Annotated in this window: 20 protein-coding genes; 16 read left to right on the top strand and 4 right to left on the bottom strand. The window is 60.8% G+C overall.

The features are described 5' to 3' along the window. Positions 1-31: 31 nt before the first annotated feature. Together serC and gyrA are read right to left on the bottom strand one after the other, a co-directional pair. A complete protein-coding gene (gene serC / locus CENROD_RS04050) occupies positions 32-1123 on the bottom strand; it encodes a 3-phosphoserine/phosphohydroxythreonine transaminase (RefSeq protein WP_041194042.1) in 1092 nt (363 codons plus the stop codon). 126 nt (positions 1124-1249) lie between these two features. Further along, positions 1250-3892, bottom strand: coding sequence for a DNA gyrase subunit A (gene gyrA / locus CENROD_RS04045; protein WP_022771833.1), 2643 nt, complete (start codon positions 3890-3892; stop codon positions 1250-1252). A gap of 464 nt (positions 3893-4356) precedes the next feature. Between gyrA and ompA the strand changes: the two genes are divergently transcribed. The 9 genes from ompA to ntrC all read left to right on the top strand — a co-directional run bounded on the left by ompA (position 4357) and on the right by ntrC (position 15128). Further along, the gene (gene ompA, locus CENROD_RS14480) at positions 4357-5001 is read left to right on the top strand and encodes an outer membrane protein OmpA (protein WP_022771832.1); all 645 of its coding nucleotides are present in this window, start codon (positions 4357-4359) and stop codon (positions 4999-5001) included. A gap of 538 nt (positions 5002-5539) precedes the next feature. Next, positions 5540-6970, top strand: a complete 1431-nt coding sequence (locus tag CENROD_RS04035; RefSeq protein ID WP_022771831.1) for a bifunctional enoyl-CoA hydratase/phosphate acetyltransferase — start codon at positions 5540-5542, stop codon at positions 6968-6970. Positions 6971-6979: 9 nt separating this feature from the next. Further along, a complete protein-coding gene (locus CENROD_RS04030) occupies positions 6980-8167 on the top strand; it encodes an acetate/propionate family kinase (protein ID WP_022771830.1) in 1188 nt (395 codons plus the stop codon). A 78-nt stretch (positions 8168-8245) separates the two neighbouring features. After that, positions 8246-9085 carry an EI24 domain-containing protein gene (locus CENROD_RS04025; RefSeq protein WP_022771829.1) on the top strand — a complete coding sequence of 280 codons (840 nt, stop codon included), beginning with the start codon at positions 8246-8248 and terminating at the stop codon, positions 9083-9085. Between the two features lie 2 nt (positions 9086-9087). Beyond that, positions 9088-9978, top strand: a complete 891-nt coding sequence (locus CENROD_RS04020) for a competence/damage-inducible protein A (protein ID WP_022771828.1) — start codon at positions 9088-9090, stop codon at positions 9976-9978. A 255-nt stretch (positions 9979-10233) separates the two neighbouring features. Then, positions 10234-11649, top strand: a complete 1416-nt coding sequence (glnA, locus tag CENROD_RS04015; protein WP_022771827.1) for a type I glutamate--ammonia ligase — start codon at positions 10234-10236, stop codon at positions 11647-11649. 233 nt (positions 11650-11882) lie between these two features. Next, positions 11883-12401, top strand: coding sequence for a hypothetical protein (locus CENROD_RS04010; protein ID WP_041193253.1), 519 nt, complete (start codon positions 11883-11885; stop codon positions 12399-12401). Between the two features lie 69 nt (positions 12402-12470). Continuing rightward, positions 12471-13577 carry a nitrogen regulation protein NR(II) gene (glnL, locus tag CENROD_RS04005; RefSeq protein WP_081699814.1) on the top strand — a complete coding sequence of 369 codons (1107 nt, stop codon included), beginning with the start codon at positions 12471-12473 and terminating at the stop codon, positions 13575-13577. 48 nt (positions 13578-13625) lie between these two features. After that, positions 13626-15128: a nitrogen regulation protein NR(I) gene (gene ntrC / locus CENROD_RS04000; RefSeq protein ID WP_022771823.1), complete on the top strand. Its 1503-nt coding sequence runs from the start codon at positions 13626-13628 to the stop codon at positions 15126-15128. Here ntrC and CENROD_RS03995 read toward each other — a convergent pair. Continuing rightward, positions 15097-15960, bottom strand: a complete 864-nt coding sequence (locus CENROD_RS03995; RefSeq protein ID WP_022771822.1) for an exodeoxyribonuclease III — start codon at positions 15958-15960, stop codon at positions 15097-15099. The genes ntrC and CENROD_RS03995 overlap by 32 nt on opposite strands. A gap of 69 nt (positions 15961-16029) precedes the next feature. Beyond that, positions 16030-17139, bottom strand: coding sequence for a 6-phosphofructokinase (locus CENROD_RS03990; protein WP_022771821.1), 1110 nt, complete (start codon positions 17137-17139; stop codon positions 16030-16032). Positions 17140-18080: 941 nt separating this feature from the next. Here CENROD_RS03990 and mraZ point away from each other — a divergent pair. The 7 genes from mraZ to mraY are packed head-to-tail and all read left to right on the top strand — an operon-like array spanning position 18081 to position 26034. Beyond that, on the top strand, positions 18081-18512 hold the full coding sequence (gene mraZ, locus CENROD_RS03985; protein WP_022771819.1) for a division/cell wall cluster transcriptional repressor MraZ: 432 nt from the start codon (positions 18081-18083) through the stop codon (positions 18510-18512). Positions 18513-18518: 6 nt separating this feature from the next. Continuing rightward, complete coding sequence (gene rsmH, locus CENROD_RS03980; RefSeq protein ID WP_022771818.1) at positions 18519-19457, top strand: 16S rRNA (cytosine(1402)-N(4))-methyltransferase RsmH; 939 nt, start codon at positions 18519-18521, stop codon at positions 19455-19457. Positions 19458-19483: 26 nt separating this feature from the next. Next, positions 19484-19810 (top strand): cell division protein FtsL, encoded by a 327-nt coding sequence (gene ftsL / locus CENROD_RS03975; RefSeq protein ID WP_022771817.1) that lies wholly within the window; start codon positions 19484-19486, stop codon positions 19808-19810. Continuing rightward, the gene (locus CENROD_RS03970) at positions 19807-21846 is read left to right on the top strand and encodes a peptidoglycan D,D-transpeptidase FtsI family protein (RefSeq protein WP_081699813.1); all 2040 of its coding nucleotides are present in this window, start codon (positions 19807-19809) and stop codon (positions 21844-21846) included. Before ftsL ends, CENROD_RS03970 begins: the two co-directional genes overlap by 4 nt. Beyond that, positions 21846-23357 carry a UDP-N-acetylmuramoyl-L-alanyl-D-glutamate--2,6-diaminopimelate ligase gene (locus CENROD_RS03965; RefSeq protein ID WP_022771815.1) on the top strand — a complete coding sequence of 504 codons (1512 nt, stop codon included), beginning with the start codon at positions 21846-21848 and terminating at the stop codon, positions 23355-23357. Before CENROD_RS03970 ends, CENROD_RS03965 begins: the two co-directional genes overlap by 1 nt. Before the next feature lie 2 nt (positions 23358-23359). Next, entirely contained in the window at positions 23360-24862 is a 1503-nt protein-coding gene (locus CENROD_RS03960) for a UDP-N-acetylmuramoyl-tripeptide--D-alanyl-D-alanine ligase (RefSeq protein ID WP_022771814.1), read from the top strand. After that, the gene (gene mraY, locus CENROD_RS03955; protein WP_022771813.1) at positions 24856-26034 is read left to right on the top strand and encodes a phospho-N-acetylmuramoyl-pentapeptide-transferase; all 1179 of its coding nucleotides are present in this window, start codon (positions 24856-24858) and stop codon (positions 26032-26034) included. Before CENROD_RS03960 ends, mraY begins: the two co-directional genes overlap by 7 nt. Positions 26035-26036: the final 2 nt, after the last annotated feature.

Here is a 26036-nt window from a genome sequence, read left to right as displayed (position 1 = left end):
TGGGTACTGTGCTCGGTGGAGACGCCTTGCGTCAGCCATGAGTCTGTTCGAAGTCGCGCAGGTACTCGACCAGCGCCAACACGCCTTCCATCGGCATGGCGTTGTACAGGCTTGCGCGCATCCCGCCCACCGATTTGTGGCCTTTGAGCTGTAGCAGGCCCCGATCCCTTGCGCCAGCCAGAAAAGCGTCTTGCAGTTCTGCGTCACGCAGGTGAAAAGGAATGTTCATCCGCGATCTGCATGCGGGGTCGACCGGGTTGGTATACAGCGCAGACTGGTCGATGGCCTCATAGAGACAGCGGGCTTTGGCGGTATTGCGTGCCTCAACTGCCTTGATCCCCCCAAGACGCAGCAACCATTGGAAGACGAGCGAGGCGATGTAGATCGCGTAGGTCGGCGGCGTGTTGAACATCGACCCGTGTTGCGCGACGGTCTGGTACGTGAACGCAGAGGGGCAGGTGGGCAATGCGCGGTCGAGGAGGTCTTCGCGGACGACGACGAGCGTTAACCCGGCAGGCCCCAGGTTTTTTTGCGCCCCGGCAAATGCCAGCCCTACGCGAGACCAATCGACCGGGCGTGAAGCGACATGGGAGGAAAAGTCGATCACCAGCGGGGCATCGCAACCCAGCGCACGCAAGTCGGGCAGCTCGTGGAATTCGACGCCGTGGATCGTTTCATTGCTGCAAAGGTGGATATACGCTGGGCGATCGCTGAGCTGCCAAGTCGCCGGGGCGGGCAAGGTCGTGAACCCGGTGTCCTCGCTGCTGGCGGCAATGTGCGCCCGGCAGTATTTCTGCGCTTCCTTGGTGGATTTTTGGCTCCATGCGCCGGTGACGACGAAGTCCACCGTCTCACCACGAGAGAGGTTGAGCGGAACGATGGCGTTCTGCGCCCATGCACCCCCTTGCATGAAAAGCAAATGGAAGTGTTCGGGAATGGCCAGCAGCGTGCGCAGATCGGCCTGTGCCTGGGCATGGATTTGGCCGAACTCCTTGCCACGGTGGCTCATTTCCATCACGCTCATTCCGCAGCCGTGCCAATCGAGCATCTCTGCTGCGGCAATAGCAAGCACCTCTTCGGAAATGGCGGCGGGGCCGGCAGAGAAGTTGTAGGGTCTAGACATCATCGAAGCGACTTCTCGAAGCTCCCCTCGCGCAGCGGGAGAGGGGTTGGGGGTGAGGGAAATGGCCTGGACTTTCCAGATTCAGGGCGGTTGCGCAAAGTCATGGCAGTGACAGGGGGTCATGCATTACTGCGGCCCATCGCCACCCGATTCGTCTTCTGCCACAGTTTCTGCCGTGGCAGACAAGCTCTCGCTTTCGGCGATGCGTTCCAGTCCGATCAATTGCGAGCCTTCGTCCAGCCCGATGAGTGTGACTCCTTGCGTGGCGCGGCCTAGCTCTGGAATTTCGTTGACACGGGTACGCACGACGACCCCACGGTCGGTCATGAGCATGATTTCGTCGCCTGGGTGTACGAGGGTGGCCGCGACGACCTTGCCGTTGCGGTCGGATTGCTGTATCGCGATCATTCCCTTGGTTCCGCGCCCATGTCGCGTGTACTCGGCGATGTTCGTTCGCTTGCCATAGCCATTTTGGGTGGCGGTCAGGACACTTTGGTTTTCGTCTTCGGCGACGAGCATCGCGATGACGCTTTGCCCTTCTTCCAGCATCATCCCGCGCACGCCGCGAGCGGTACGACCCAGGGGACGCACATCGCCTTCGTCGAAGCGAACGGCCTTGCCGCCGTCGCTGAAGAGCATCACGTCATGGTTCCCGTCGGTCAAGGCGGCGCCGATCAGGTAGTCGCCTTCGTCGAGGTCTACGGCGATGATCCCCGCCTTGCGCGGGTTGCGGAATTCGTCGAGCGCGGTTTTCTTGACCGTTCCCATCGACGTGGCCATGAACACGTAGCGATCTGCGGGGAAATTGCGCATCTCCGCAGTCAGCGGGAGCACGACGGTAATTTTTTCCCCCTCCTGCAAGGGGAACATATTGACGATGGGCCGCCCGCGCGAACCCCGCGAACCCTGGGGAACCTCCCACACCTTGATCCAGTACAACCGCCCACGGTTGCTGAAGCAGAGGATGTAGTCGTGCGTGTTGGCGATGAAGAGCTGGTCGATCCAGTCGTCCTCTTTCGTCGTCGTGGCCTGCTTGCCGCGGCCGCCCCGGCGCTGGGAACGGTACTCTGCCAAGGGCTGGCTTTTGATATAGCCGGTATGACTGAGCGTAACGACCATGTCGGTCGGGGTGATCAAGTCTTCGGTCGATAGATCGAACGACCCCGTTTCAACGACGCTGCGGCGCAGCCCCAGCTTCGTCTGCCCAAACTCGGCGCGGATGGCGCGCAGCTCATCGGCAACGATCGTCGTGACGCGCTGCGGGCGGGCCAAGATGTCGAGCAGATCGTCGATCAGGGCGATCACTTCCTTGTAGTCAGCAACGATTTTTTCCTGCTCCAGCCCAGTCAGCCGTTGTAGGCGCATCTGCAAAATTTCCTGCGCCTGCGCTTCCGAAAGCCGGTAGAGGCCGTCAGCGCCCATGCCACAACGGGGATCGAGCTGCGCAGGGCGGTAGTCGTCTGCGCGAACCGGGGTGCCGTCTTCGCGGGAGCGGTTGAGCAAATCCTGCACCAGCCTGCTTGGCCATGCGCGTTCCATCAGCCCGGTGCGTGCGACTGCGGGAGTGGGGGCGTTGCGGATGATCGCGATGAAGTCATCGATGTTTGCGAGTGCCACCGCCAAGCCTTCGAGCAGATGACCACGCTCCCGGGCCTTGCGCAGCTCGTACACCGTGCGGCGGGTGACGACTTCGCGGCGATGGTCGAGGAAGACATCGACGAGCTGGAGCAGGTTGCACAGCTTGGGTTGCCCATTGATCAAGGCCACCATGTTCATGCCAAAGGTGTCCTGGAGCTGTGTCTGCTTGTAGAGGTTGTTGAGGATGACTTCGGGCGATTCCCCGCGCTTGAGTTCGATGACGAGCCGCATCCCCGACTTGTCGGATTCATCCTGGATATGGCTGATGCCGTCGATCTTTTTCTCATGCACCAGCTCTGCCATGCGCTCTTGCAGCGTTTTCTTGTTGACCTGGTAGGGCAATTCGTCGACGACGATGCATTGGCGCTGGCCACGGTCGATGTCTTCGAAGTGGCACTTGGCACGCAACACGACCCGGCCACGCCCGGTACGGTAGCCTTCGCGAACGCCATGCAGCCCGCAGATCGTCGCCGCAGTGGGGAAGTCTGGCGCTGGGATGATCTCCATGAGGTCCTCAATCATGGCCTCGGGATGTTCCAGTCTATAGAGGCAGCCATCGATGACTTCGTTGAGATTGTGCGGTGGAATATTCGTCGCCATACCTACGGCAATGCCGCCGGAACCGTTGACCAGCAAGTTTGGCAGGCGCGTAGGCAACACCAGTGGTTCGCTTTCGGAACCGTCGTAATTGGGGCCGAAATCGACGGTTTCCTTGTCGAGGTCGGCCAACAATTCGTGCGCGATCTTGGCGAGGCGAATTTCGGTGTACCGCATCGCCGCTGCGCTGTCGCCGTCGACCGAGCCGAAATTGCCCTGGCCGTCGACGAGCATGTGGCGCATCGAAAAATCTTGCGCCATACGCACGATCGTGTCGTAGACCGACTGATCCCCGTGCGGGTGGTACTTGCCTATGACATCGCCCACGATACGCGCAGACTTTTTGTAAGGCTTATTCCAGTCGTTGCTCAACTCGTGCATGGCGTAGAGCACACGCCGATGCACAGGTTTGAGGCCATCGCGCGCATCGGGCAAGGCGCGCCCGATGATCACGCTCATGGCGTAATCCAGGTAGCTCCGGCGCATTTCGTCGGAGAGACTGGTGGGGAGGGTTTCTTTGGCGAAGGCAGTCATGGCTGGAATCCCGCTAGGGCTGGCACTGCACCGCAGACCGGCGGGAAAGAGCCTCGTTACAAAGCCGTGGGCCGTTGGTCATGAAGCCCATGATGCCCTGGAGGGGGCAGATCAACGGATACGCTTGATCTCGTCCCGATCCCGTCAAGGGTGCAGGGCATCCCGAACGCGCTGAGCGAGCGGGTCTGCGCACCAGGAAACCCAAGATTCTATCCAGCAGGGGGGCAATGTCGTTGTCGTGCAACGAGCACTTGGTTTGTAACCCGGGAAACGTGTCCTGCTGGCACGGGGAAACTAGTTGGAATGCGCTCTGCAGGGAGTCTGTGGCAAAATCATCGGAGCGTTTCAGCACTAAGGGTGTAGGGCGTCGGGGTAGTTTCGAGATGTTTTCTCGTACTTCTCCCCACCTGCTATTTATCCGTACGTTCGCAGCTTGGCTGCGGTTTCATTTCTGAAGGAGAACCATGAAGAAGCTCAATCAAGTCGCCACGCTGTTGGCCTGCGCCACGTTGGCGGGGGGGGCGGCTGCGGCCCAGGATATCGACAACTGGCGTGCCACCGACGGAACGGTCTGGAGGAACGGGACGAACGAGCTCTGCTGGCGTGACGCGTTCTGGACTCCTGCCACTGCCGCAGAAGGTTGTGACGGTGCCTTGATCGCCGCCAAGCCACAGTCCGCGCCCAAGCCTGAACCTGCTCCCGAGCTTGTCGCCCCCATCGTTACGCCGCCTTCTCCGCCTCCTGCGCCGGTAGTGATGCCCGAAAAAGTGACGTACTCTGCGGATGCGTTCTTCGACTTCGACAAAGCCGTGCTGAAAGCCGAAGGCAAATCCAAACTTGACGATCTCGCTGCGAAGGTCAAGGGTGTGAGCGTGGATGTCATTTTGGCTGTCGGCCATACCGACGCCATCGGCACCGATGCGTACAACCAAGGGTTGTCAGAGCGTCGTGCTGCCGCCGTTCGCAATTATTTGGTGTCCAAGGGCATTGACGCTGCGCGTGTCAAGGCGGAAGGCATGGGGGAAACCAAGCCTGTTGCCGACAACAAGACCCGCGACGGTCGCGCTCAAAACCGCCGCGTGGAAGTCGAAGTTACCGGAACGCGCTAGGGCGGGATGGCTACAGAGCGTTCCCCTGCGAAGCACTCCTCTGCGTGGCATCTGCCTGATTCGGCGGGTGCCACAAGGTTTGTTGTTTCAAGATTGCTGTAGCGAAGTCACCCGTTGTAGTTCGTTTTTCTTTTTCAGCCCGCTTGGGAGCGATCCCGGCGGGTTTTTTGTTTAGGACTTACGCTAAGTTGTCTTTGCTAGGCATACCTGTGCTGACAGTAGGAAGCAGTACGGCAAGTGGGTATAACGACGCTGGGGCAGTTTGTCGTAAGTCCTACTATCGACTAAGAACCTATTCCAGTAGGGGCTGCGCCATCGCATTGCACGTGGCGGCGGTGCTCGGAATCCTCATGTACTGTCAGTACATTCCGGTTCCTGCGCTCCGGCGCCACGCACACTGCTTCGGCTCGCCTGCCTACTGAAATTGGTTCTAAGTCTTTCTGCGTCTCTCGTCCCCAAGTACTCCCCGGGGTTCGTGCCACGTAAAATTTCCTGTTTCATTTCATTTCCGAATTCCTCCATATCCCCTGGATTTGCCATGAGTCACCCAACCGACAACGAATGGACGGAAAACTTCACGTTTGAAGAAATTTCCGTCGGACAAAGTGCATCATTGATGCATACCCTGACCCTTGCAGACATCAAAAAGTTTGCCTGTCTTGCAGGTGGGGCGGCACGTGAGGAAGCTGTGTCCTCGCAGACCGAGTACGCCAGTGCCAGTCTGCAAAGCGGGGTCGTTGCCCATGGGATGTGGAGCGGGATGCTGATTTCCGCTTTGCTCGGAACCCAATTTCCCGGAACGGGTACCTTGTACCAGGGGCAGGATTTGCGCTTTATCGAACCTGTCCGGGTTGGGGACACGCTTACCGTCTCGGCCACGGTGGTCTCCAAGGAGGCGACGACTCGCCTCGTCGTGCTGGAGTGCCAGGTCAACAACCAATTTGGTGTGAAAGTCGTCGAGGGCACCGCCCGTGTCCTCGCACCGCAAAACAAGTTGCGGACACGCAGGGTGCTGTCTTCCGACTGTCAACCCTATGACCCCCAAGCCCGCTTCCAGGCGTTGCTGGCGCTGGGCAAGGGGTTGGACCCCGTGCGCTGTGCGGTAGTGCATCCTTGTGACGAGATTTCCTTGCGTGGGGCGATTGATGCAGGGATGCGCGGGTTGATCATCCCCGTGCTCATCGGGCCGGAGGATCGCATTCGTGCAGTGGCCGAACAGACGGGGATCGATCTGCACGGCGTCGAGATCATTGCGCAGAGCCACAGCCATGCTGCGGCAGACATTGCGGCCGAATTGGCCATCAATCGCGACGTCGAAATGTTGATGAAGGGCAGCCTGCATACGGACGAACTGCTCCATGCCGTCGTCACCAAGCCGGGGTTGCGCACGGGGCGGCGGATGTCGCACGTCTTCCGCTTCGACGTTCCGATGTATTCCAAGCCTTTGCTGATTACCGACGCAGCGCTCAACATCCGCCCGGGGCTGGCCGACAAGCTCGACATCGTGCAAAACGCGATCAACTTTGCGCGCATTCTGGGCGTGCAGACGCCGAAAGTTGCCCTGCTGGCTGCGGTGGAGACCGTCAACCCCAACATGCCTTCGACCCTTGACGCGGCTGCGTTGTGCAAGATGGCCGACCGGGGGCAGATCACCGGTGGTTTGCTTGATGGCCCGCTGGCCTTCGACAACGCCATTTCTCCGGAGGCTGCGCAGATCAAGCGGATCAAGTCCGACGTCGCCGGGCAGACGGACATCCTGGCAGTGCCGGATCTCGACAGCGGAAACATGCTAGCCAAGCAGTTGGAATACCTGGCCGGTGCCAGTGGTTCCGGCATCGTGCTGGGGGCGCGGGTTCCTATTGCTTTGACCAGCCGTGCCGAAGGGGTGATGAACCGCGTTTCGTCTGCGCTGCTGTCGCTGCTGGTCGCGCACAACGCACGTCGTGGCCAGTCCCGCGTCGTTTGGTAAGGGGACACGATGGGCATTCTGGCCGTCAATGCGGGGTCTTCTTCGCTGAAGTTTTCCCTCTTCCCCCTGGTGGATTCGCAGGTGCTGCCGCAGACCTTGAGCGGTCGCATCGAGGGACTGGAACCTGGTGGCACGCCGAAATTGGAGTGGCGTTGGCGTGGGGAGGTGTCCTCTCGCGATCTGCAATTTGGCCCGGGGCCAGTGTTTGCCCAGGCATTGCAGGGGTTGCGCGATTTGTTGGGGGAACTGGACGGTGACACGACGCCTGTCGCCGTGGCGCATCGGGTCGTGCATGGCGGGGCGCAGTACCGGCAGAGCGTGGTTGTCGATGCCAAAGTATTGGCCGACCTTCATGTGCTGATTTCGCTGGCCCCTTTGCATCAGCCCCATAACCTGGAAGGGATTCGCGCCTTTGCCGACATTTTCGAGGGCGTTCCGCAGGTGGCGTGTTTTGACACGGCCTTCCACGCCACCTTGCCCGAGGTCGACTACCGCTTCCCCCTGCCGGAATCCTTGTATGTACAGGGGCTGCGCCGGTATGGCTTTCATGGCCTGTCCTACCAGTATGTGATGGGCGCCTTGCCACAGTACAGCGGGCGTGCCAAGGGCAAGGTGTTGATGGCGCATCTGGGCAATGGCGCGAGTTTGTGTGGCGCAGTGGGCGGCGAAAGCCGGGCGACGACGATGGGTTTTTCGGCCCTGGATGGTCTGATGATGGGAACCCGCACCGGTTCGCTTGATGCGGGCGTGATGCTCTATCTGATGGAGCAGGGCTGGGATCACGACCGGATGCAGCGCCTGCTGTACAAGGAAAGCGGGCTGCTCGGCGTGTCCGGGTCGTCGGCGGACATGCGGTTTTTGCGTTCCGACCAGGGCGACAAGGCCCGCTTGGCCGTCGAGATGTTCCGCTACCGCGTGCTGCGGGAAGCCGGTGCCATGGTGGCCTGTATCCAGGGGATCGACGTCCTCACTTTCAGCGGGGGCATCGGCGAACACGACGTGGCCCTGCGCAGGGAAGTGGTGCGTGGTCTGGCGTGGATGGGGATCGAGATCGACGAGGAGCGCAACCAGTCCGTACCGCGCGGCGCAGTGACTGCGCTGCATACCCCGTCCAGCCGAGTCGAAGTGTGGGTGGTTCCCACCGACGAGGAAGTCGTCGTAGCGCGGGAAGCAGCCCGATTGGTGTGTGCAGGCTGAAGCGCATTGGTGCAAACCCGGCAACGTGCTGGCCTCGGGGCGGCGCAGCAGGGTGCCGGTAGCGGTGCAGGGGGGCGAATGTCTAGGCTGTTCGATTCCTTCTGGCGCGCACTGTTGTGCAGCATGCAACCGAGAGTGTTGTTCCTCTCGCTGGTTCCTTTGGCGCTAATGCTGTTGCTGGCCGTCGGTTTTTTTACGCTGTACTGGGACTTTGCGCTTGACCTCGCGAGCGAGGCGCTTACGGCATCTGCGTGGGTGCAATCCGTATCGGAGTGGTTGCAGCAGCATGGGCTGGTGAGCTTGGTGTCTGTCGTTGCGCCCTTGCTGGTGATGTTTGCTGCGTCGATTGTTGTGCTCGTTCTTGCGTTGTTGCTGGTAGCGCTGTTGATGACCTCCTCGCTGACCGATTTCGTCGCTGCACGGCGATTCCCCCACTTGGAGCGCAAAAAGGGTGGTTCGTTGCTGCAGAGCGTGTGTTGGTCGATCGGTTCCACGGCGCTGGCTTTGTTAGCGTTGTTGTTGTCTGTTCCCTTGTGGCTGGTGCCTCCGCTGGTGTTGCTCGTGCCTCCGCTGATCTGGGGCTGGCTCACGTACCGCGTGATGGCTTTTGATGCGCTGGGTATCCACGCCAGCCGGGAAGAGCGCACGGAACTGTTTCGCAGACACCGGCTCGAACTGCTATCGATCGGCCTGATCGTTGGCTATTTGGGCGCAGTTCCTGGGGTACTGTGGGCTTCCGGCGCATTGCTGGCGACGATCATCGTGGTCGTTCCGGTGGCGATTTGGCTCTACACCTTCGTCTTCGCTTTGTCTTCGTTGTGGTTTGCCCATTTCGGCCTTTCCGCGCTGGAAGCGCTGCGGCAAGAACGCAGCGGTGAGCCTGCCATGGCTGTGCGGGCAGCGCAGGGGGCAGCGTGAGCATGTCGCCTATCCTGCCCCGTGCGTTGCCCGGCGCCGATGTCGGGCTGATCGTCATCGGTGACGAAATCCTCTGCGGAAAGCGGCAGGATCGGCACTTTGGTCACTTTGTCGAACTGCTGCGCGCACGGGGGCTACGGCTGTCCTATTCCCTGGTGCTCGGCGATGACCCTCTGCGCATCACCCAGGCGTTGGAAAGGGTGATGGGAACCGGGGATATCGTTTTTTGCACCGGCGGCATCGGCGCCACCCCGGATGACCATACGCGGACGTGTGCGGCGCGGGCACTCGGTGTGCCCCTGGCTCCGCATCCTGAAGCCTGTGCCCTGATTGCCGGGCGCATTGCGGAAATGGCGCAGGCTGGCAAGTGGCCTGCCGACCTCAATGCCGAGGAAAACCGGCGACGGCTGGAGATGGCGGCATGGCCTCAAGGGGCGCATCCCATTCCCAATCCGTACAACAGGATTCCTGGGTTCAGCGTAGGGGATGTGCATTTCCTTCCCGGTTTCCCCGTCATGGCTTGGCCGATGGCCGAATGGGTGTTGGAGCAGTACTACCGCAGTCACTTCGCTGTCGGAAATTGGATGGAGCGCTCGGTCATCGTGCGTGGGGGCATGGAAGCGGCTTTGGCGGGGTGGATGGATCGCATCGAGCGCGAGTTTCCAGGTGTCAAAGTATTCAGCCTACCCAGCGTCGACCATCCGCAGTGGGGGCACCACATCGAATTGGGTGTCAAAGGCGCGCCTGAGGCGGTCACCACGGCTTTTGTTGCGATGTTGTCGTACTTGCAGCAAGCGGGCATTCCCGACGAATGCATCGTGCATCTTCCATGCACTGCCCCCCAGTCGATGGCATACGATGCCACGGTATGCACCAATATGGTGCATGAATGATGCATTCTGGTGCATTGCCCATGCTTATGCCTGTATGCGGTGCATCGAGTTTGCCGGAATCCTGGTTCTTGACCATGCACGCTGCGCCATCGTTGCGCACTCTGCCTGCATGGTGCAAAACAGTCGCTTTCGTACCCGAAAGGGTTCTTGCAGCAGGTCGCCATGGGCTGTGGCGCAGCGCCTGCAGCAGGGATCTCTGGCATGGAAACTGCTTCATGTCAGGGTTTTTTCAACCACAGCACTAGGAGCGCATAGATGGCAAAAACCGTCGCAGACGTCATGAAGATGGTGAAGGATCACGAAGTCAAGTTCGTGGATTTCCGGTTTACCGATACCCGTGGCAAAGAGCAGCACGTCACCGTGCCGATCTCGCATTTCGACGAAGACAAGTTCACCCACGGGCACGCTTTTGACGGGTCGTCCGTTGCGGGGTGGAAGGGGATCGAGGCCTCGGACATGCAACTCATGCCTGACCCGAACACGGCCAACATCGACCCTTTTTACGAAGAGACCACGCTGTTCATGAGCTGCGACGTGATCGAGCCGAGCGATGGCAAGGCCTACGACCGCGATCCCCGTTCGATTGCCCGCCGTGCCGAGGCGTACCTCAAGGCATCCGGCATCGGGGACGTTGCCTACTTTGGTCCCGAGCCTGAGTTCTTCATCTTCGATAGCGTCCGTTGGGACACCGACATGTCCGGTACCTTCTTCAAGATCGACGAGTACGAAGCGCCCTGGAACTCCGGCGCCAAGCTCGAAGGCGGGAACCGGGGGCACCGTCCCTCGGTCAAGGGCGGGTATTTCCCTGTTCCGCCCGTAGACAGCACGCAGGATATGCGCGCAGAAATGGTGCAGGTGCTGGAAGCGCTGGGGATTCCCGTCGAGGTGTTCCACCATGAAGTCGCTGGCGCAGGGCAAAACGAAATCGGCACGAAGTTCAGCACCCTGGTTGAGCGTGCAGACTGGACGCAGGTGCTCAAGTACGTCGTCCTCAACGTCGCCAACGCCTACGGCAAGACTGCGACGTTCATGCCCAAGCCCATCGTCGGGGATAACGGTAGCGGGATGCACGTGCATCAATCCGTCTGGAAAGATGGCAAAAACCTCTTTGCTGGCGACGGCTACGCTGGGTTGAGCGATTTCGCGCTCTACTACATCGGCGGGATCATCAAGCACGCCCGTGCGCTCAATGCCATCACCAACCCCGGTACGAACAGCTACAAGCGGCTCGTTCCCGGGTTCGAGGCACCGGTCAAGCTGGCGTATTCGGCCAAAAACCGCTCGGCGTCGATTCGCATCCCCTATGTCGCCAACCCCAAGGCGCGCAGGATCGAAGCACGCTTCCCCGACCCCCTGATGAACCCATACCTGGGCTTTTCCGCGTTGCTGATGGCCGGGATCGACGGGGTTGAGAACAAGATCCACCCTGGGGAAGCTGCAACGAAGGATCTGTACCACCTGCCGCCCGAAGAGAACGCGCTGATTCCGACGGTGTGCCACAGCCTGGACCAAGCGTTGGAGTGCCTCGACAAGGATCGCGCTTTCCTCACCAAGGGGGGCGTATTCACTGACACGATGCTTGATGCGTACATCGAGTTGAAGATGAACGAAGTCACGCGGTTGCGCATGGCTACGCACCCCATCGAATTCGACATGTACTACTCGCTCTGATCCTCGGCAGGACAGGGTTCCCCCGTTTCCGTGCGGGGGAAAGGGGACGGCGCAAGCCGTCCTTTTTTTTATCCCAGATAGTCCATGAGGGTTTGCAAGTGGGTATCACGACGCTGGGGTAGTTTTGCACAAGTCCTTTTATGGGAAACTTCCCGCGACACTGCGACGGGGGTTGCAGGCCAAGCAAGCTGGAGGCATCGGTGTACGCAAAAATTCTTGGTGGGGTCTTGTGTATGGGGGGGCTGGTGTTGGCCGTTGCCCATGCCCAAGGGATGATCTACCGCTGCGGCAACGAATACACCAACACCCGCCCCGATGATGCGCAGGTGCGGGGCTGCAAGGTGCTCGAAAGCGGCAATGTCACTGTGGTGCAGGGGACGCGGGTTCACCGTCCCATCGCGTCGGTAGCGGAACCTGCCTTAGGCCAGTCTGGTGCGCAGCGACCCAGTTCCGGGGCGCAAGGCATGGAATCGCGGCCCGCGCAGCCCCAGCAGCCGGATGAAGGGCGGGGTTCCGATGCACGCCGCATCCTCCAGACCGAACTGAAAAAGGCAATGGCCCGGCAGGAAGAGCTGGAGCGCGAATACAACGGCGGTACCCCCGAAAAGCGTGGCGACGAGTCGCGCAACCACCAACGCTACCTGGATCGGGTGGCCGAAATCCAAGCCAACCTGGCGCGAAACGCCAGTGATATTGCCGGCATTCGCCGGGAACTCGAACGGCTGGGCGGGGATCGTTCCTCATCGCGGTGAACGAGCAGCCTGGGGCACTGCCTAGGCTGAGGTTGTACAGCGCCTGGCCTGTAATACCAGGCAACCACCATGCGGAAATCCACCATGTCGCAGGGGCGTAACCCTACCGCGAGGCCGACGTTGCCCGGAGTAGCGGAAGGAGGATGTACCGCCTTCGACTTGCTTTCCACGCTGATTGCCGTCGTGGCGGTAGATGGCACGGTGCGTTGTGCCAACGCTGCGCTGGAAGATGCGCTGGGCGTTTCCCGCAAACAGATATTGGGTGCGCATTTGCCAGACAGCTTTTCGCATCCCGATCAACTCCGGTCGATGTTGCAGGCGGCAGGGGGTTTTGCTGCACTGCGCTTCGATGCCTTGCTCTCCCGCCCTGGACGGGATTCCTTGCCGGTACACGTGCTCTTGACCCGAACTGATCGGGAAACGGTCATCGTCGAGATGTTGCCGTTGGAAATGCAGGCGCGCCAGGAACGGGAAGACCGCTTGACCGAACAGACCCGCGCCAACCGGGAAATGTTCCGCAACCTCGCGCACGAGGTCAAGAACCCGCTCGGAGGCATTCGGGGCGCTGCGCAGTTGCTCGATATGGAGCTGGCGTCCCCGGAATTGCAGGAATACACGCGAGTCATCATCCATGAGGCCGACCGCTTGCAGTCCCTGGTCGACAAGCTGCTGGCTCCGCACCGGCATCCGCACACGGTAAGCGATGTCAACATCCATGAGGTGTGCGAGCGGGTTCGCACGCTGATCCTTGCGGAATTTCCCAGGGGGTTGACCGTCGTGCGCGATTACGACACGTCCCTGCCGGAGTTCCGTGGCGACCGTGAACATCTCATTCAGGCGGTGCTCAACATTGCACGCAACGCCTGCCTGGCTTTGGAAGAACGTCTGGCCAGCGCCGATGCGCGGATCGTTTTTCGAACCCGCGTTGCACGGCAAACCACGATCGGCCGCCAGCGCTATCGCCTGGCACTGGAATTGCGTGTGATCGATAACGGGCCTGGAGTTCCGGAAGCCATTCGAGACCGCATCTTCTACCCCCTCGTTTCGGGGCGGGAAGGGGGATCCGGGCTGGGGTTGACGCTGGCGCAAACTTTTGTCCAGCAGCACTTCGGCACTATCGAATTCGAGAGCATTCCGGGATGCACCGACTTTCGCATCCTGATACCCTTGCCTTGAGTGGGCGTGGGGGGATGCGGAGGCAGCCCGAATGCAGGAGCACACCGCATGAAACCCATTTGGATCGTTGACGACGACCAGTCGATACGCTTCGTACTCGAAAAGGCCCTGTCCCGGGAAAGCTTGGTCACCCGCAGTTTCGCGACTGCGCAGGAGGTATTCGAAGCGCTGGAACATGGCGGAGACCCCCAGGTGCTGGTCAGCGATATCCGTATGCCTGGGGTGTCCGGCCTGGAGTTGCTCGACCGGATCAAGGCCCGGCATCCGGGGCTGCCGGTCATCATCATGACGGCGTATTCCGACCTGGATAGCGCCGTCGCTGCGTTCCAGGGCGGGGCTTTCGAGTATTTGCCCAAGCCCTTTGACTTGCAGCGAGCCGTGGAACTGATCCGCCGCGCTGTCGAGGAAAGCCATCGCGAAGAAGTCGTCGAAGAGCGCATGACCCACGCGCCGGAACTGCTGGGCCAGGCTCCGGCGATGCAGGATGTGTTCCGGGCAATTGGGCGGTTGAGCCAAAGCAACGTCACCGTGCTGATCACCGGGGAATCCGGTACGGGCAAGGAACTGGTGGCCAAGGCGCTGCACAAACATTCCCCGCGTTCGGATGGGCCGTTCATCGCGATCAACATGGCGGCCATTCCCCGTGATTTGCTCGAATCCGAACTATTTGGGCACGAACGGGGGGCCTTTACCGGCGCGCAGACGATGCGCAGGGGGCGGTTTGAGCAGGCGAATGCGGGAACGTTGTTTCTCGACGAAATCGGCGACATGCCGATCGAGCTGCAAACGCGGCTGTTGCGCGTGCTTTCCGACGGCCACTTCTACCGCGTGGGTGGGCACGCTGCGATGGCGACCAACGTGCGTGTGATTGCCGCAACGCACCAGAACCTCGAACAAAGGGTGAAGGAAGGCGTGTTTCGCGAGGACTTGTTCCATCGCCTCAACGTCATCCGCCTGCGTCTGCCTGCGCTGCGGGAACGGCGGGAAGACATCCCCGGCCTGACCCGTCATTTCCTCCAAAAAAGCGCGTTGCAGTTGGGGGTGGATCCCAAGCGTATTTCCAAGGCTGCGCTGGCGTGGCTATGCAGTTTCGATTTCCCTGGCAACGTTCGTCAGCTTGAAAACATCTGCCATTGGCTCAGCGTCATGGCCCCGGCGCAGACGATCGAACCCAAGGATCTGCCCCCGGAAATCAACGTGACCGGCGTAGTGCCCCGCGTAGGAGGGATCGAGCCTGTGGGAGACGATGCCCAGGCCGATCCGGTGCCACTTGGGGATGCTGTGCCGCCGTACAGCGCGGCGCATCCGGCTTCTGCAGGGCATTCATCGCATCCAGCGCAGGCAGGGTGGGAGCAGGCGCTTACAGCCCATGTGTCCGGGCTGCTGGAACAAGGCAGCGCAGACTTGTGGCGTTCCCTGACCGAACGATTCGAGACCTGCCTGCTTTCCGTGGCCTTGGAATCGACGAGGGGCCGCAGAATGGAAGCCGCGCACAAGCTGGGGATCGGCCGCAATACGATCACCCGCAAGATGCAGGAATTGGGGCTGTAGCCGACGAGATGCAGTGCAGGGCGCCAGGCTCCAGCTCCACCACTACAGGGGCATGGTCGCTGGGGCGTTCGTTGCGGCGGGGGGCGGTGTCGATCCAGCAGCGGCGGACCGTCGGGGCCAGTGCGTCGCTGACCAAGATGTGGTCGATGCGCATCCCTTGGTTGCGGCGGAAACTGCCGCCTCGGTAGTCCCACCAAGAATAGCTGTGGGGCGGTTGGGCGAAGCGCCGGAAAGCGTCGCGCAGCCCCAGCGATACCAAGTCATGCAGGGCATCGCGTTCTGGCGCGGTGCAGCCGATTTGCGCGGACTGCGGGTCCCAGACATCGTCGTCATCGAAGGTGACGTTGCAGTCTCCCATCAGCACCAATGCCGGGTGGGCAAGCAACTCGTCCTGTAGCCACTGCCGCAGGGCTTTCATCCACGCGAGCTTGTAGGCAAACTGGCTGCTTGCAGGCTCTTGCCCATTGGGAAAGTACGCGCACACCACGCGAACCCCGCAGCCCGAATCATTGAGGTTGATGAGGGGGGCGGTACAGGGGCCGATGGTGGCCGAGATCACACGGGCGTTGTCATCGTCGAAGCTGGGAATGTTGTGTACCACGTCCCGCATTGGCAAGCGCGAGAACAAAGCCACCCCGTTGTAATGCGGTTGACCAAAGAAGGAAGACGCATACCCTGCCGCAGCGATCGCGTCGGCCAACGTGCTGGTGCTCGCGTCGGGCAGTTTTGTTTCTTGCAACGCCAATACATCGACCGGGTTTGCACGCAGCCAGTCCAGCACTTGTGGAAGGCGCACGCGCAGCGAATTGACGTTCCAGGTGGCGAAAAGCATGGGGGGGAAACAAAAACCCCGGAGGGACTAGGCAATCCACTCCGGGGTTACTGTGGGAGTAGGGGGAAATCAATCGCCGAAGCTGATTCCCAGATCGCGCCCGGTTTGCAGGGTGTCGCAGTCCAGGGGAACGGTGCGCATGCGGCCGGCTACTTCGGAGAGAGGGATGTAGTCCACCCCCAACATGCCCAGTGCAACCATGATTCGGTTCATGCCCAGATCAAGCGCACGGACGGCGGCGGAGCCGAAGCGCAGGGCGGTCAGGCGGTCGAAGGCAGTCGGACCGCCTCCGCGCACCAAGTGGCCCAGTACGACGGAGCGAACTTCTTTGTGTGTGAGGATTCCCAGCTCCCTGGCAACATGTTCCCCTACGCCGCCCAGCCGTTCCTGGTGCCCGACTTCGGCGGGGGCCTTGATTTCCATGCCGCTGCCGCAGGCGTGCGCAGCCTCGGCGACAAGGACGATCGAGTAGTCGCGCCCTTCTGCGCTGCGCTGGCGAACTTTGTTGGCGACTTTGTTGATGTCGTAGGGAATCTCGGGCAAGAGAATGGCATGGGCGCCACCGGCAATGCCAGCATGCAAGGCAATCCACCCTGCATAACGGCCCATCACCTCGACAACCATCACGCGGTTATGACTTTGTGCCGTGCTGTGCAATCGGTCCAGGCATTCCGTGGCGAAGCTCACTGCGGAATCGAAGCCGAAAGTGGTAAAGGTTTTGTCCAAGTCGTTATCGATCGTCTTGGGAACGCCAATCACGCACATGCCGTACTTTTCACAAAGATGTTCGGCGATGGTTAGCGAGCCATCGCCGCCAATGGAAATGAGTGCGTCGATTTCGTGCGAAGCGAAATAGGCGGCAATTTCCCCGGTACGGTCGATTTCTGACGTTTTGCCGTCAGGCGTAGTCATCGGGAAGGACATTGGGTTGCCGGTGTTCGTCGTCCCCAGGATGGTTCCGCCCAGATGGCCGATGCCGCGAACCCGATCGCGCGTGAGGCGGATGACGCCGTTGCCGTCGTAGCGCTCCGGGAACAAGATGCCGTTGAACCCTTCGCGGATGCCAAAGCAATCCCAACCACGGTTGGCTGCCGACACGGCAACGGCTTGGATGACGGCGTTCAGGCCGGGGGCGTCTCCGCCACCCGTGCAGACTGCGATTCTTTTGATCTTTTTCATAAGTGCTCCTGTGCTATGTACGAGTTCGTAGTGGTGATCTTCTCAGTAGAGGTTTCCAAGATGCCTAGGATTCCCAAGCATGGAGAGAAGCATGATTGATGTGTATTGATGAATGGTTGGATGCAAATGACCAAAAAATTGCCAAGAATCTGCAAAATAGAGATTGATGGAATAGATTGTCACTGGGGTGTCACTGGACTGTCACTGGGGTGCAAATGCCAGTGTATTGTGCTTATATTGATTTGTTGCAATATATTGCAGGGTAGTGCAGTGTATTGAGTGCTAATTATTTATTAATTTAGTATTAATTAAATAATAAAATTGAAGCAATCAGCTTCACGACGGGCTTTACGACGAATGTATGGTGCTGTCAAATTTTTCAGGATATTATGAGGTAATTGCAAAGTATGAAATTACAAAATGGGAGATGGCATATTTACAAAATGATAACGAAGAAATTGCCAAAACCAGCCAAAACCAAGATGTAACAACCTACTACGGAATGTTACCACGGAGGGTATGGGAAGTCAGGCAGGGTGCCATTGCCAGCAGGAAGCGGAAGCGGTGTGCGCACTGTCATTTTCGAGAAAATTGAGGCTAAGTAATTGTTTCGTAAGGACTAGCAATGGGAAGAGGGCTGGCATGGTGGGGATGCGTTGTATAGGGAATACGTAGTGCTATCGGCAAGGAGGCGAACGGGGCACGGGGCAATGTCCTCTTTCATGGCTGCGACAAAGTATCCAAGCGGCTTGCGTGCTGGAGGAATCGGAGTAATGCTATAGAAAGGTGTAGTGATTCCACAAAGCTTGTCGCGAAAACGGTGCAAAGTGGCTCTGCTATAGTCCGTCGGCAGTGGGAAAAAGTGGTGAATTGTGGCGATTTGTGGGGCAGTGGCCCAATGCTCGTGCAGCAAAACCTTTGTTCTGTAAGGACTTCAACCGGTGTTCCAGGGGTCGACCAAACTGAACCTCGACGCCAAGGGGCGGTTGATGGTGCCTGCGCGGTATCGCGATGCGCTGCTGACCAGCGTGCAGGGGCAGCTCACGGTTACCAAGCATCCGCATGGTTGCTTGCGTATCTACACAAGGCCGGCTTGGGAGCAGGTGCGCGGCGAACTGTCCGCGTTGCGGGGCGAGGGGGCGCTGTGGTTGAAGCGCATGTTGCTGGGCCATGCCATGGATGTGGATATGGATGCCAGTGGCCGCGTGCTGATTCCGCCAGAGCTACGCAGCGCAGCGCTGCTTGATCGCGAGTGCCTGCTGCTGGGGGTGGGAAAGTGCTTTGAATTGTGGGATTGGGGTTCGTACGAGTCCCAGGAAAAACAGCACGCGCAAGGGGAGATGTTGGCAGCGGTCTCCGACTTTCTGGAGTAGCCCGCCATGCCTGCAGAGAGGTCGCATCAGAGCGTGATGCTCGCGGAATCCGTTGACGCCTGGCTGGGCGAAGCGGGGCAGAAGGTAGGGGCACTGTTTGTCGATGGCACGTTCGGATGTGGTGGCCATACCCGGGAGCTGTTGCGCAGGGTGGGGCCTGATGCCCGGGTCCTTGCTTTCGACAAGGACCCTCATGCTGTGGCGCAAGCCATGCAAATTGGCGATTCCCGGTTTTCCATTTCCCACGGTTCGTTTTGTCAGATCGAGGGCTTGCCTGCATCCAGCGTCGATGGGGTATTGCTTGATCTGGGGATGAGTTCGGCGCAGGTCGATGACCCAAGCCGGGGTTTCAGTTTTTTGCGGGATGGCCCATTGGACGGGCGCATGGATTGCACGTCCGGGCCAACGGTGGCGCAGTGGCTGGTACAGGCCGATGCGCAGGAAATCGAGGAGGTGATTCATGATTACGGTGAAGAACGGTTTGCTCGCCCCATTGCAAAGGCGATTGCTACACATTGCAGGGCCCAGGGCGAAATTCGCTCCACCCTGGAGCTGGCGCGGATCGTTGCGGGCGTGGTCCGGACGCGGGAGCGTGGCCAGAACCCGGCTACCCGCACATTCCAGGCTTTTCGGATTCACATCAATCGGGAACTGGAAGACCTGCGCAATGCCCTAGACGCCACGCTGCGCGTTCTGCGCCCGGGGGGGCGGCTGGCGGTGCTGAGCTTTCACTCGCTGGAAGATCGGATCGTCAAGCGTTTCATCGCACGGCATTCCCGCGAGGAAGTCGACCCCCGTCTGCCGCCCGTCTTGGCCCGCGTCGTATTGCCTTTGCGGCAGTTGGGGCGGATGCGTCCCAGTCCGCAGGAAGTGGCGGGCAACCCCCGCGCACGCAGCGCGATGCTGCGGGTGGCGCAGCGTATCCCAGAGAGTGGTAAGAAGTAAGAAGAAGGTAGAGAGGTAACGGCACCATGATGACCATCCATTTGAGCCTGCTGGCGATGGTCGTTGCCAGCGCAATGCACCTCGTGCAAATCCGGTTCGAGGCGCGGTATCTGCATAGCGAACTGCAGCGTGCTTTGGTTCGCTCGCGTGTGCTGCAGCAAGAGCACCTGGAGCTGAGCGCAAAAGCGCAGTCTTTGGCCCAGTCTCGCAACATCAGCGAGCAAGCGGGTAAGCGTCTGGGCATGGGTACGCCTACGCCGTGGAGCACTATCGGCGTCGCCGGGCGGCAGCATGTTCGCAGTACACGGCCTGCCGCAGTGCAGGCCGTGCAAGTCGCTATCCCGGCGCCATGACAAAGCCCTTGCAGTCATCGCAGCGGGCGGGGGGAGCATCCGCTCCGGGGTTGGGTGCGGCGTGGAGGATTCGCCTCGTGCTTGCCCTGTTCTTTCTGGCTTTTGTCGGGGTCATCGTGCGGGCGGCGTATTTGCAGGGCATCGATAGCCAGCGGTACGTCAAGCTGGGGGAGGATCGCCAAGTCGTCAACATTCCGGAGCACGCGCAGCGCGGACGCATTCTGGACCGCAACGGCGTGGAGCTGGCTACCAATCGCGTGGTATTCAATATATGGGGCGACTTCTACTACATCCCGGTGCAGGCACGCGGCAGCCTTGCAGCAGCGCTGGGCATTCCTTTACAAGAACTTGAGGCCAAGATTCCAGTTACCCGCGACGTGCCTTTGCGGCGGGGGGTGGAGGACAAGCTGGCCCGACAGGTGGCTGCGCTAGGAATTCCAGGGGTGAGCGTGCGTCGTACTGCAGATTCCTCGGCTAGCTCGACGGTCACTGACCCCGTACCGGCTGCCCCTACCTTCGATATAGGGGTCGATAGCAATGTACTTTCCAAGAAGAAGGAAGACATCTATCCACTCGCTGCAACGCTAGAGTTGAGTGCCAAGGTTGTGGAAGATCGGATTTCCAGCATCCGAGCTACGAGCCTGCTGGCGCGTGGTGTCGATATCACTGTGTCCGAGCGGGTCAAGGAGTTGTGCCGTACCTGGGTTGCGCCGACCCTGGACGCCAAGGGAAGACGATCGCAAGGAATCCGTGGGATTTACCAGGAACGGATCGAGAAGCGCGTGTATCCCGAAGACACCTTGTTTGCGCAGGTCGTCGGGTTCGTTGCAGGAGCCAAGGCTGGCGTGGAACAAGCGTTCGACCAGACCCTTTCTGGGCGGGATGGGTGGCGTGAGGGGATTCGCGATGGCAGCGGGCATCTGGTGGAAGAAAGAGGCCCGGGTCGGCCCAAGCAAGACGGCCAGGACGTTGTGTTGAGCCTCGACCGCAGAATCCAGCATCTGGCTTTTGAGGAAGTCGGGCGCGCCATGCGGGAGCACAAAGCCAACTTTGGCAGTGCGGTCGTGCTCGATGTGCAGTCGGGCGAAATCCTGGCCTTGGTTAGCGCTCCCAGCTTTTCCCCGGCGCAGATCGCCAATCTCGAAGAGGGGCGGGATCATGCGCTGACCGAGGCCTTCGAGCCGGGATCGACGATCAAGCCCATCGTCGTTGCGCAGGCGATGGAAAAGAAGTTGGTCGCGCCGTACACCACGTTTTCCACGATGAGCTACCGCATTGGCAGCACGACGATTACCGATTCGCACCCCGCGCCGAAGATGACGGTCTCGCAAATCATCCAGAAGTCCAGCAATGTCGGGGTGACCAAGATTGCGCTCAAGCTCGATCCCGTCGATATGTGGGCGTTGTTCGACCAACTGGGTTTTGGCCGCAAGCCAACAGTCCCATTTCCCGGCGCATCGTGGGGCACCTTGCGGCCCAACAAGCCGCTGCGCTGGCGGCCCATTGAGCAAGCCAGCATGAGCTTTGGGTACGGGCTTTCTGTGAGCCTGTTGCAGCTTGCACGGGCGTACACGGTATTTGCCGATGGCACCATGCCTAGCATGTCGCTGCTGCGCGTGAAAGACCCCCAAACGGTAGATCGCACGCCGGTGCTGGGTGCGAAGGTCGCAGCCGAGATGCGCAAGATGCTCCGGTTGGTGACTGCCGAAGGGGGAACGGCCCCCCATGCACAGGTTCGTGGGTATTCCGTCGGCGGAAAAACGGGCACTGCCCGCAAGTACCGGGGTGGTGAGAGCGGTGGATACCGCGACAAGAAGCACCGTAGCCTGTTCGTGGGGCTGGCGCCGATCGAGGCGCCGCGCATCGTCGTTGCCGTGCTCGTCGACGAACCCAGCGCGGGCCACTACTACGGTGGGGACGTGGCGGCGCCCGTGTTTGCCAGGGTCGCTGCGGGGACACTGCAAGCACTCGGGGTGGCGCCCGATGCCAATGTGGTGCCGCATTTCGTGACGGATATGGTTTTGGAGGACGAGTGATGGATGCGGTAGCGTCGACCGAGGAAGCCGTGCGCTGGCTGCGCAATCGGGTCAGGGGGACACTGCGTTCGGACAGCAGGGCCGTGCGCGAGGGGGACGGTTTTCTTGCCTGGCCCGGGGAGCACGGGGACGCCACCGCCCATGTGGAGGATGCCTTTCGGCGCGGCGCTGCCGGGTGCCTGGTCGATACACAGGTTGCGCTTCCTGCTGGGGTGGACGACAAGCGCTGCGCCGGTTATGCCAACCTCAAAGCCGATGCCGGGAAGATTGCCGCAGCGTTTTGCGATTACCCCAGCACGCAGGTCACGGTGATTGCTTTCACGGGCACCGACGGCAAAACGTCTTCCTCTGTGTGGTTGAGCAGGGCGCTATCGGCGCTGCGCAAGGTGGCGCCCATTCCCTCTGCCGTGATCGGCACCCTCGGGATGGGGGTGTACCCGGATTTGGTTCCCACGGGCTACACCACGCCGGACGGCGTCACCCTGCAAGAGGGGCTGGCGCGTTTTGCCCAGCGTGGGATTCGCGTCTGCGCGCTCGAAGCCTCGTCGATCGGGATCGAGGAACACCGGTTGGACGGAACGCTCGTCCATACCGCCGTGTTCACCAACTTGTCGCCGGAACATCTGGATTACCACGGGGACATTGATACGTATTTCCGGGTCAAGTCCCGGTTGTTCAGTTGGCCGGGGTTGCAAGCGGCGGTGGTGCATGTCGATGACACGTATGGTCACGAACTGGCGCGGCAACTGGGTGCCCGCGAAGCACGGGGGGCCATTGAGCTGTGGACGACATCTCTGGGCGCCCATTCCTGGGCGCGGTTGTGCGCTACCGACATCGTCCACAGCGGGCGGACGTTGCAATGCCAGGTTCGGGAAGGGGGGCGATCCGTTGCCTTGTCTGTCGGGCTGATCGGGGAATACAACGTCGCCAACTTGCTGGGGGTGATCGGGGCGATGCGCAGCCTGGGCGTGCCTCTCGATGCTGCTGTCGAAAGCTGTTCCCGGCTCAGCCCGGTGCCTGGGCGGATGCAGTGTGTAGGGGGCCATGGCCAACCATTGATCGTCGTCGATTACGCCCACACCCCTGGGGCACTGGGCAAGGCCCTGCAAGCGTTGCGGGCCATTGCTGCTGTGCGCAAGGGGCGGCTGTGGTGTGTGTTTGGTTGTGGCGGAAACCGCGATGCGAGCAAGCGCCCGCTGATGGGGGCCGTCGCGGCCAGCCATGCCGACTGCGTGGTCGTCACCAGCGACAACCCTCGCAATGAAGCGCCCGACGCCATCATCAGCCAAATTCTGCTGGGGCTGGGGGGGGTGCCCGACCTCGTCGTCGAACCCGACCGGGGCTTGGCCATTGCGCAAGCCATCTCGCGTGCATCGGTGCAGGATGTGGTGTTGCTTGCCGGCAAGGGGCACGAAAACGTCCAGGAAGTCGCTTCGCAGCGCATTCCGTTTTCCGACCTCGACGAGGCCGTGGCCGCGTTGCGCGCATTCCATGCGAAGGAAGCGGTGTAGCCATGAGCATTGCCAGTCTGGGCACCCTCGCCCATATCGTCGAGGATGCCGAAGTTGTTGGCTCGGGTAGCGCCTGGGCCGCGCTGCAAATCCAGCGCGTCCATACGGATACCCGCACCTTGCAGCCCGGCGACCTGTATGTTGCGCTCACAGGCCCGCGCTTCGACGGCAACGCCCTGCTGGCCCAAGCCTGCGATGCGGGGGCCGTCGCCGTGGTCTGCGCAGGCGAGGTAGCGCGGAAAACCTTGCCTACGCTGGGATGTCCGGCATTCGTCGTTCCCGATACCCGCCGTGCGTTGGGGCAGATTGCGCACGCGCACCGGTTGCGTTGTATCGCGCAGGTCGTTGCCATCGCCGGGAGCAATGGCAAGACGACGGTGACGCAGATGGTGGGAGCCATCCTGCGGCATTACGCGGGGGATGCGGCGCTTGCCACGGAAGGGAACCACAACAACGAGATCGGCGTGCCTCTGACGTTGCTGCGGCTCACGCTACGGCATCGGTACGCTGTCGTTGAGCTGGGGACGAACCACCCCGGAGAAATCGCCGTGCTTGCCCGCATTGCGCAGCCTTCGATTGCCCTGGTCAACAACGCGCAGCGGGATCATGTGCAGTTCTTTGCGAGTGTGGAGGACGTCGCACGCGAAAACGGCGCAGCCCTCCAAGCCTTGCCTGCGTGGGGAAAGGCCGTCTATCCCGCCGATGAGGCATACGCCTCCTTGTGGGCAGAGATGGCCAGCCACTGTGGTCGGATCATGTTTTCGGCCAGCGCCGACATTGATGCCACGCTGCGGCTGCTCGACGCAACGTGGAAGCAAGACCGTTGGCAGATTCGCGTCGCAATCTCGCAAGTCGAGCGCGAATGCACGTTGCCGATGCCAGGGTGGCACAACGTGCGCAATGCACTGGCGGCTGCGGCTTGTGCGCTGGCGGCCGGACTGCCATGGGAGCCGATTGCGCAGGGGCTGGCTTCCTTCACGCCAGTGCGGGGCCGTAGCAGGGTATACCGGTGCAGCGTGCAGGGGCGGGGGCTGACCGTCGTCGACGACACCTACAACGCGAACCCGGATTCGATGCGTGCGGCCATTGATCTGCTTGCCACACTGCCTGCGCCGCAGTGGCTGGTGCTGGGCGATATGGGCGAGCTGGGCGCCGATGCGTTGGCGATGCACAGGGAAGTGCTGGAGTACGCCTTGTCCATGTTGCAGGGAACGATCTACACCATCGGCCCGCTGTTCGCCGAGGCTGCTCGGAGCTGCGCTGGGGGAAGCGATGCCGTGCAGGCGCACCAAGAACACGGAGCACTGCTTGCGTCGATGTTGCCAGCGCTGCCTGGCGCAGGCAGCGTGCTGTGCAAAGGCTCCCGCGCCATGCGGATGGAGACGGTGCTCGAAGGCGTGCTGGCCGCTTGCGACGGTGCTACGGATCAGGATAGCGAGCATCGTGCGGATCATCGTCAGGCACACCAGGATTGCCGCCATAGAAAGGAAGACCGTTCATGTTGATCTGGCTTGCACAGTGGTTGCAAACCCTTTTTCCCGATCATGGGTATCTGCGGGTATTTCAATACCAGACGTTTCGCGCCGTGATGGCCGCGATGACAGCGTTGCTCATCGGCCTGCTCAGCGGGCCTTGGGTGATCCGCACGCTGGCTGCGCTGAAAGTGCAGCAGCCGGTGCGCACGGACGGGCCGAGCACGCACCTGGAAAAACACGGCACCCCGACGATGGGCGGGGCGTTGATCCTGTTAAGCCTGGCTGCATCGACATTGCTGTGGTTTGAATGGAGCAACCGCTTTGTCTGGATCGTCCTGCTCGTCACTGTGGGCTTCGGCGCGGTGGGGTGGGTGGACGACTGGCGCAAGGTCGTTCGCCAGGATCCTGACGGCATGCCCGCAAGAGAAAAGTACTTCTGGCAGTCGCTCATCGGCCTCGTGGCGGCCTTGTATCTGGTGTTTTGCATCTCCGAAAACTCCAACGCACGGGTGCTCGAACTGTTCTTTCACTGGGTGGAGTCGGGGTTTGATGTCAGCCTGCCCCCCAAAGCGGGGTTGATGGTGCCGTTTTTCAAGGAAATCAGCTACCCGCTGGGTGTCTGGGGCTTCGTCGTGCTGACGTATTTGGTCATTGTGGGGACGAGTAATGCCGTCAACCTGACCGACGGGCTGGATGGGCTGGCGATCATGCCCGTCGTGATGGTCGGCACCTGCCTGGGCGTGTTTGCCTACGTTACGGGCAATGCCGTGTTTTCACGCTACCTGTTCTTGCCGCATATCCCCGCTGCGGGGGAGCTGATCGTCTTTTGCGCGGCAATGTCTGGTGCCGGGCTGGCCTTTCTGTGGTTCAACGCCTACCCTGCCGAAGTGTTTATGGGCGATGTGGGCGCGTTGGCGCTGGGGGCGGCGCTGGGAACCATCGCCGTCATCATCCGGCAGGAAATCGTGCTGGCCATCATGGGCGGGGTGTTTGTCGCCGAGGCTATTTCGGTCATGGTGCAGGTGAGCTATTTCAAGTTCACCAAAAAACGGTTCGGAAAGGGGCGCAGGATTTTGCTGATGGCGCCCCTGCACCACCATTTTGAAGAGGGCGGATGGGAGGAAACACAGGTCGTCGTGCGGTTTTGGATCATCACGATGTTGTTGTGCCTCGTGGGGCTTTCCACGCTGAAATTGCGTTGACA

Source organism: Candidatus Symbiobacter mobilis CR, assembly GCF_000477435.1.
Lineage (GTDB): Bacteria > Pseudomonadota > Gammaproteobacteria > Burkholderiales > Burkholderiaceae_C > Rhodoferax > Rhodoferax mobilis.
This window is presented reverse-complemented; position numbering and strand designations above follow the sequence as displayed.

Bases quoted from the DNA above. Each gene is read 5' to 3' on its own strand.
- serC (WP_041194042.1), bottom strand. From the start codon at position 1,123: ATGTCTAGACCCTACAACTTCTCTGCCGGCCCCGCCGCCATTTCCGAA.
- gyrA (WP_022771833.1), bottom strand. From the start codon at position 3,892: ATGACTGCCTTCGCCAAAGAAACCCTCCCCACCAGTCTCTCCGACGAA.
- ompA (WP_022771832.1), top strand. From the start codon at position 4,357: ATGAAGAAGCTCAATCAAGTCGCCACGCTGTTGGCCTGCGCCACGTTG.
- CENROD_RS04035 (WP_022771831.1), top strand. From the start codon at position 5,540: ATGAGTCACCCAACCGACAACGAATGGACGGAAAACTTCACGTTTGAA.
- CENROD_RS04030 (WP_022771830.1), top strand. From the start codon at position 6,980: ATGGGCATTCTGGCCGTCAATGCGGGGTCTTCTTCGCTGAAGTTTTCC.
- CENROD_RS04025 (WP_022771829.1), top strand. From the start codon at position 8,246: ATGTCTAGGCTGTTCGATTCCTTCTGGCGCGCACTGTTGTGCAGCATG.
- CENROD_RS04020 (WP_022771828.1), top strand. From the start codon at position 9,088: ATGTCGCCTATCCTGCCCCGTGCGTTGCCCGGCGCCGATGTCGGGCTG.
- glnA (WP_022771827.1), top strand. From the start codon at position 10,234: ATGGCAAAAACCGTCGCAGACGTCATGAAGATGGTGAAGGATCACGAA.
- CENROD_RS04010 (WP_041193253.1), top strand. From the start codon at position 11,883: ATGGGGGGGCTGGTGTTGGCCGTTGCCCATGCCCAAGGGATGATCTAC.
- glnL (WP_081699814.1), top strand. From the start codon at position 12,471: ATGCGGAAATCCACCATGTCGCAGGGGCGTAACCCTACCGCGAGGCCG.
- ntrC (WP_022771823.1), top strand. From the start codon at position 13,626: ATGAAACCCATTTGGATCGTTGACGACGACCAGTCGATACGCTTCGTA.
- CENROD_RS03995 (WP_022771822.1), bottom strand. From the start codon at position 15,960: ATGCTTTTCGCCACCTGGAACGTCAATTCGCTGCGCGTGCGCCTTCCA.
- CENROD_RS03990 (WP_022771821.1), bottom strand. From the start codon at position 17,139: ATGAAAAAGATCAAAAGAATCGCAGTCTGCACGGGTGGCGGAGACGCC.
- rsmH (WP_022771818.1), top strand. From the start codon at position 18,519: ATGCCTGCAGAGAGGTCGCATCAGAGCGTGATGCTCGCGGAATCCGTT.
- ftsL (WP_022771817.1), top strand. From the start codon at position 19,484: ATGATGACCATCCATTTGAGCCTGCTGGCGATGGTCGTTGCCAGCGCA.
- CENROD_RS03970 (WP_081699813.1), top strand. From the start codon at position 19,807: ATGACAAAGCCCTTGCAGTCATCGCAGCGGGCGGGGGGAGCATCCGCT.
- CENROD_RS03965 (WP_022771815.1), top strand. From the start codon at position 21,846: ATGGATGCGGTAGCGTCGACCGAGGAAGCCGTGCGCTGGCTGCGCAAT.
- CENROD_RS03960 (WP_022771814.1), top strand. From the start codon at position 23,360: ATGAGCATTGCCAGTCTGGGCACCCTCGCCCATATCGTCGAGGATGCC.
- mraY (WP_022771813.1), top strand. From the start codon at position 24,856: ATGTTGATCTGGCTTGCACAGTGGTTGCAAACCCTTTTTCCCGATCAT.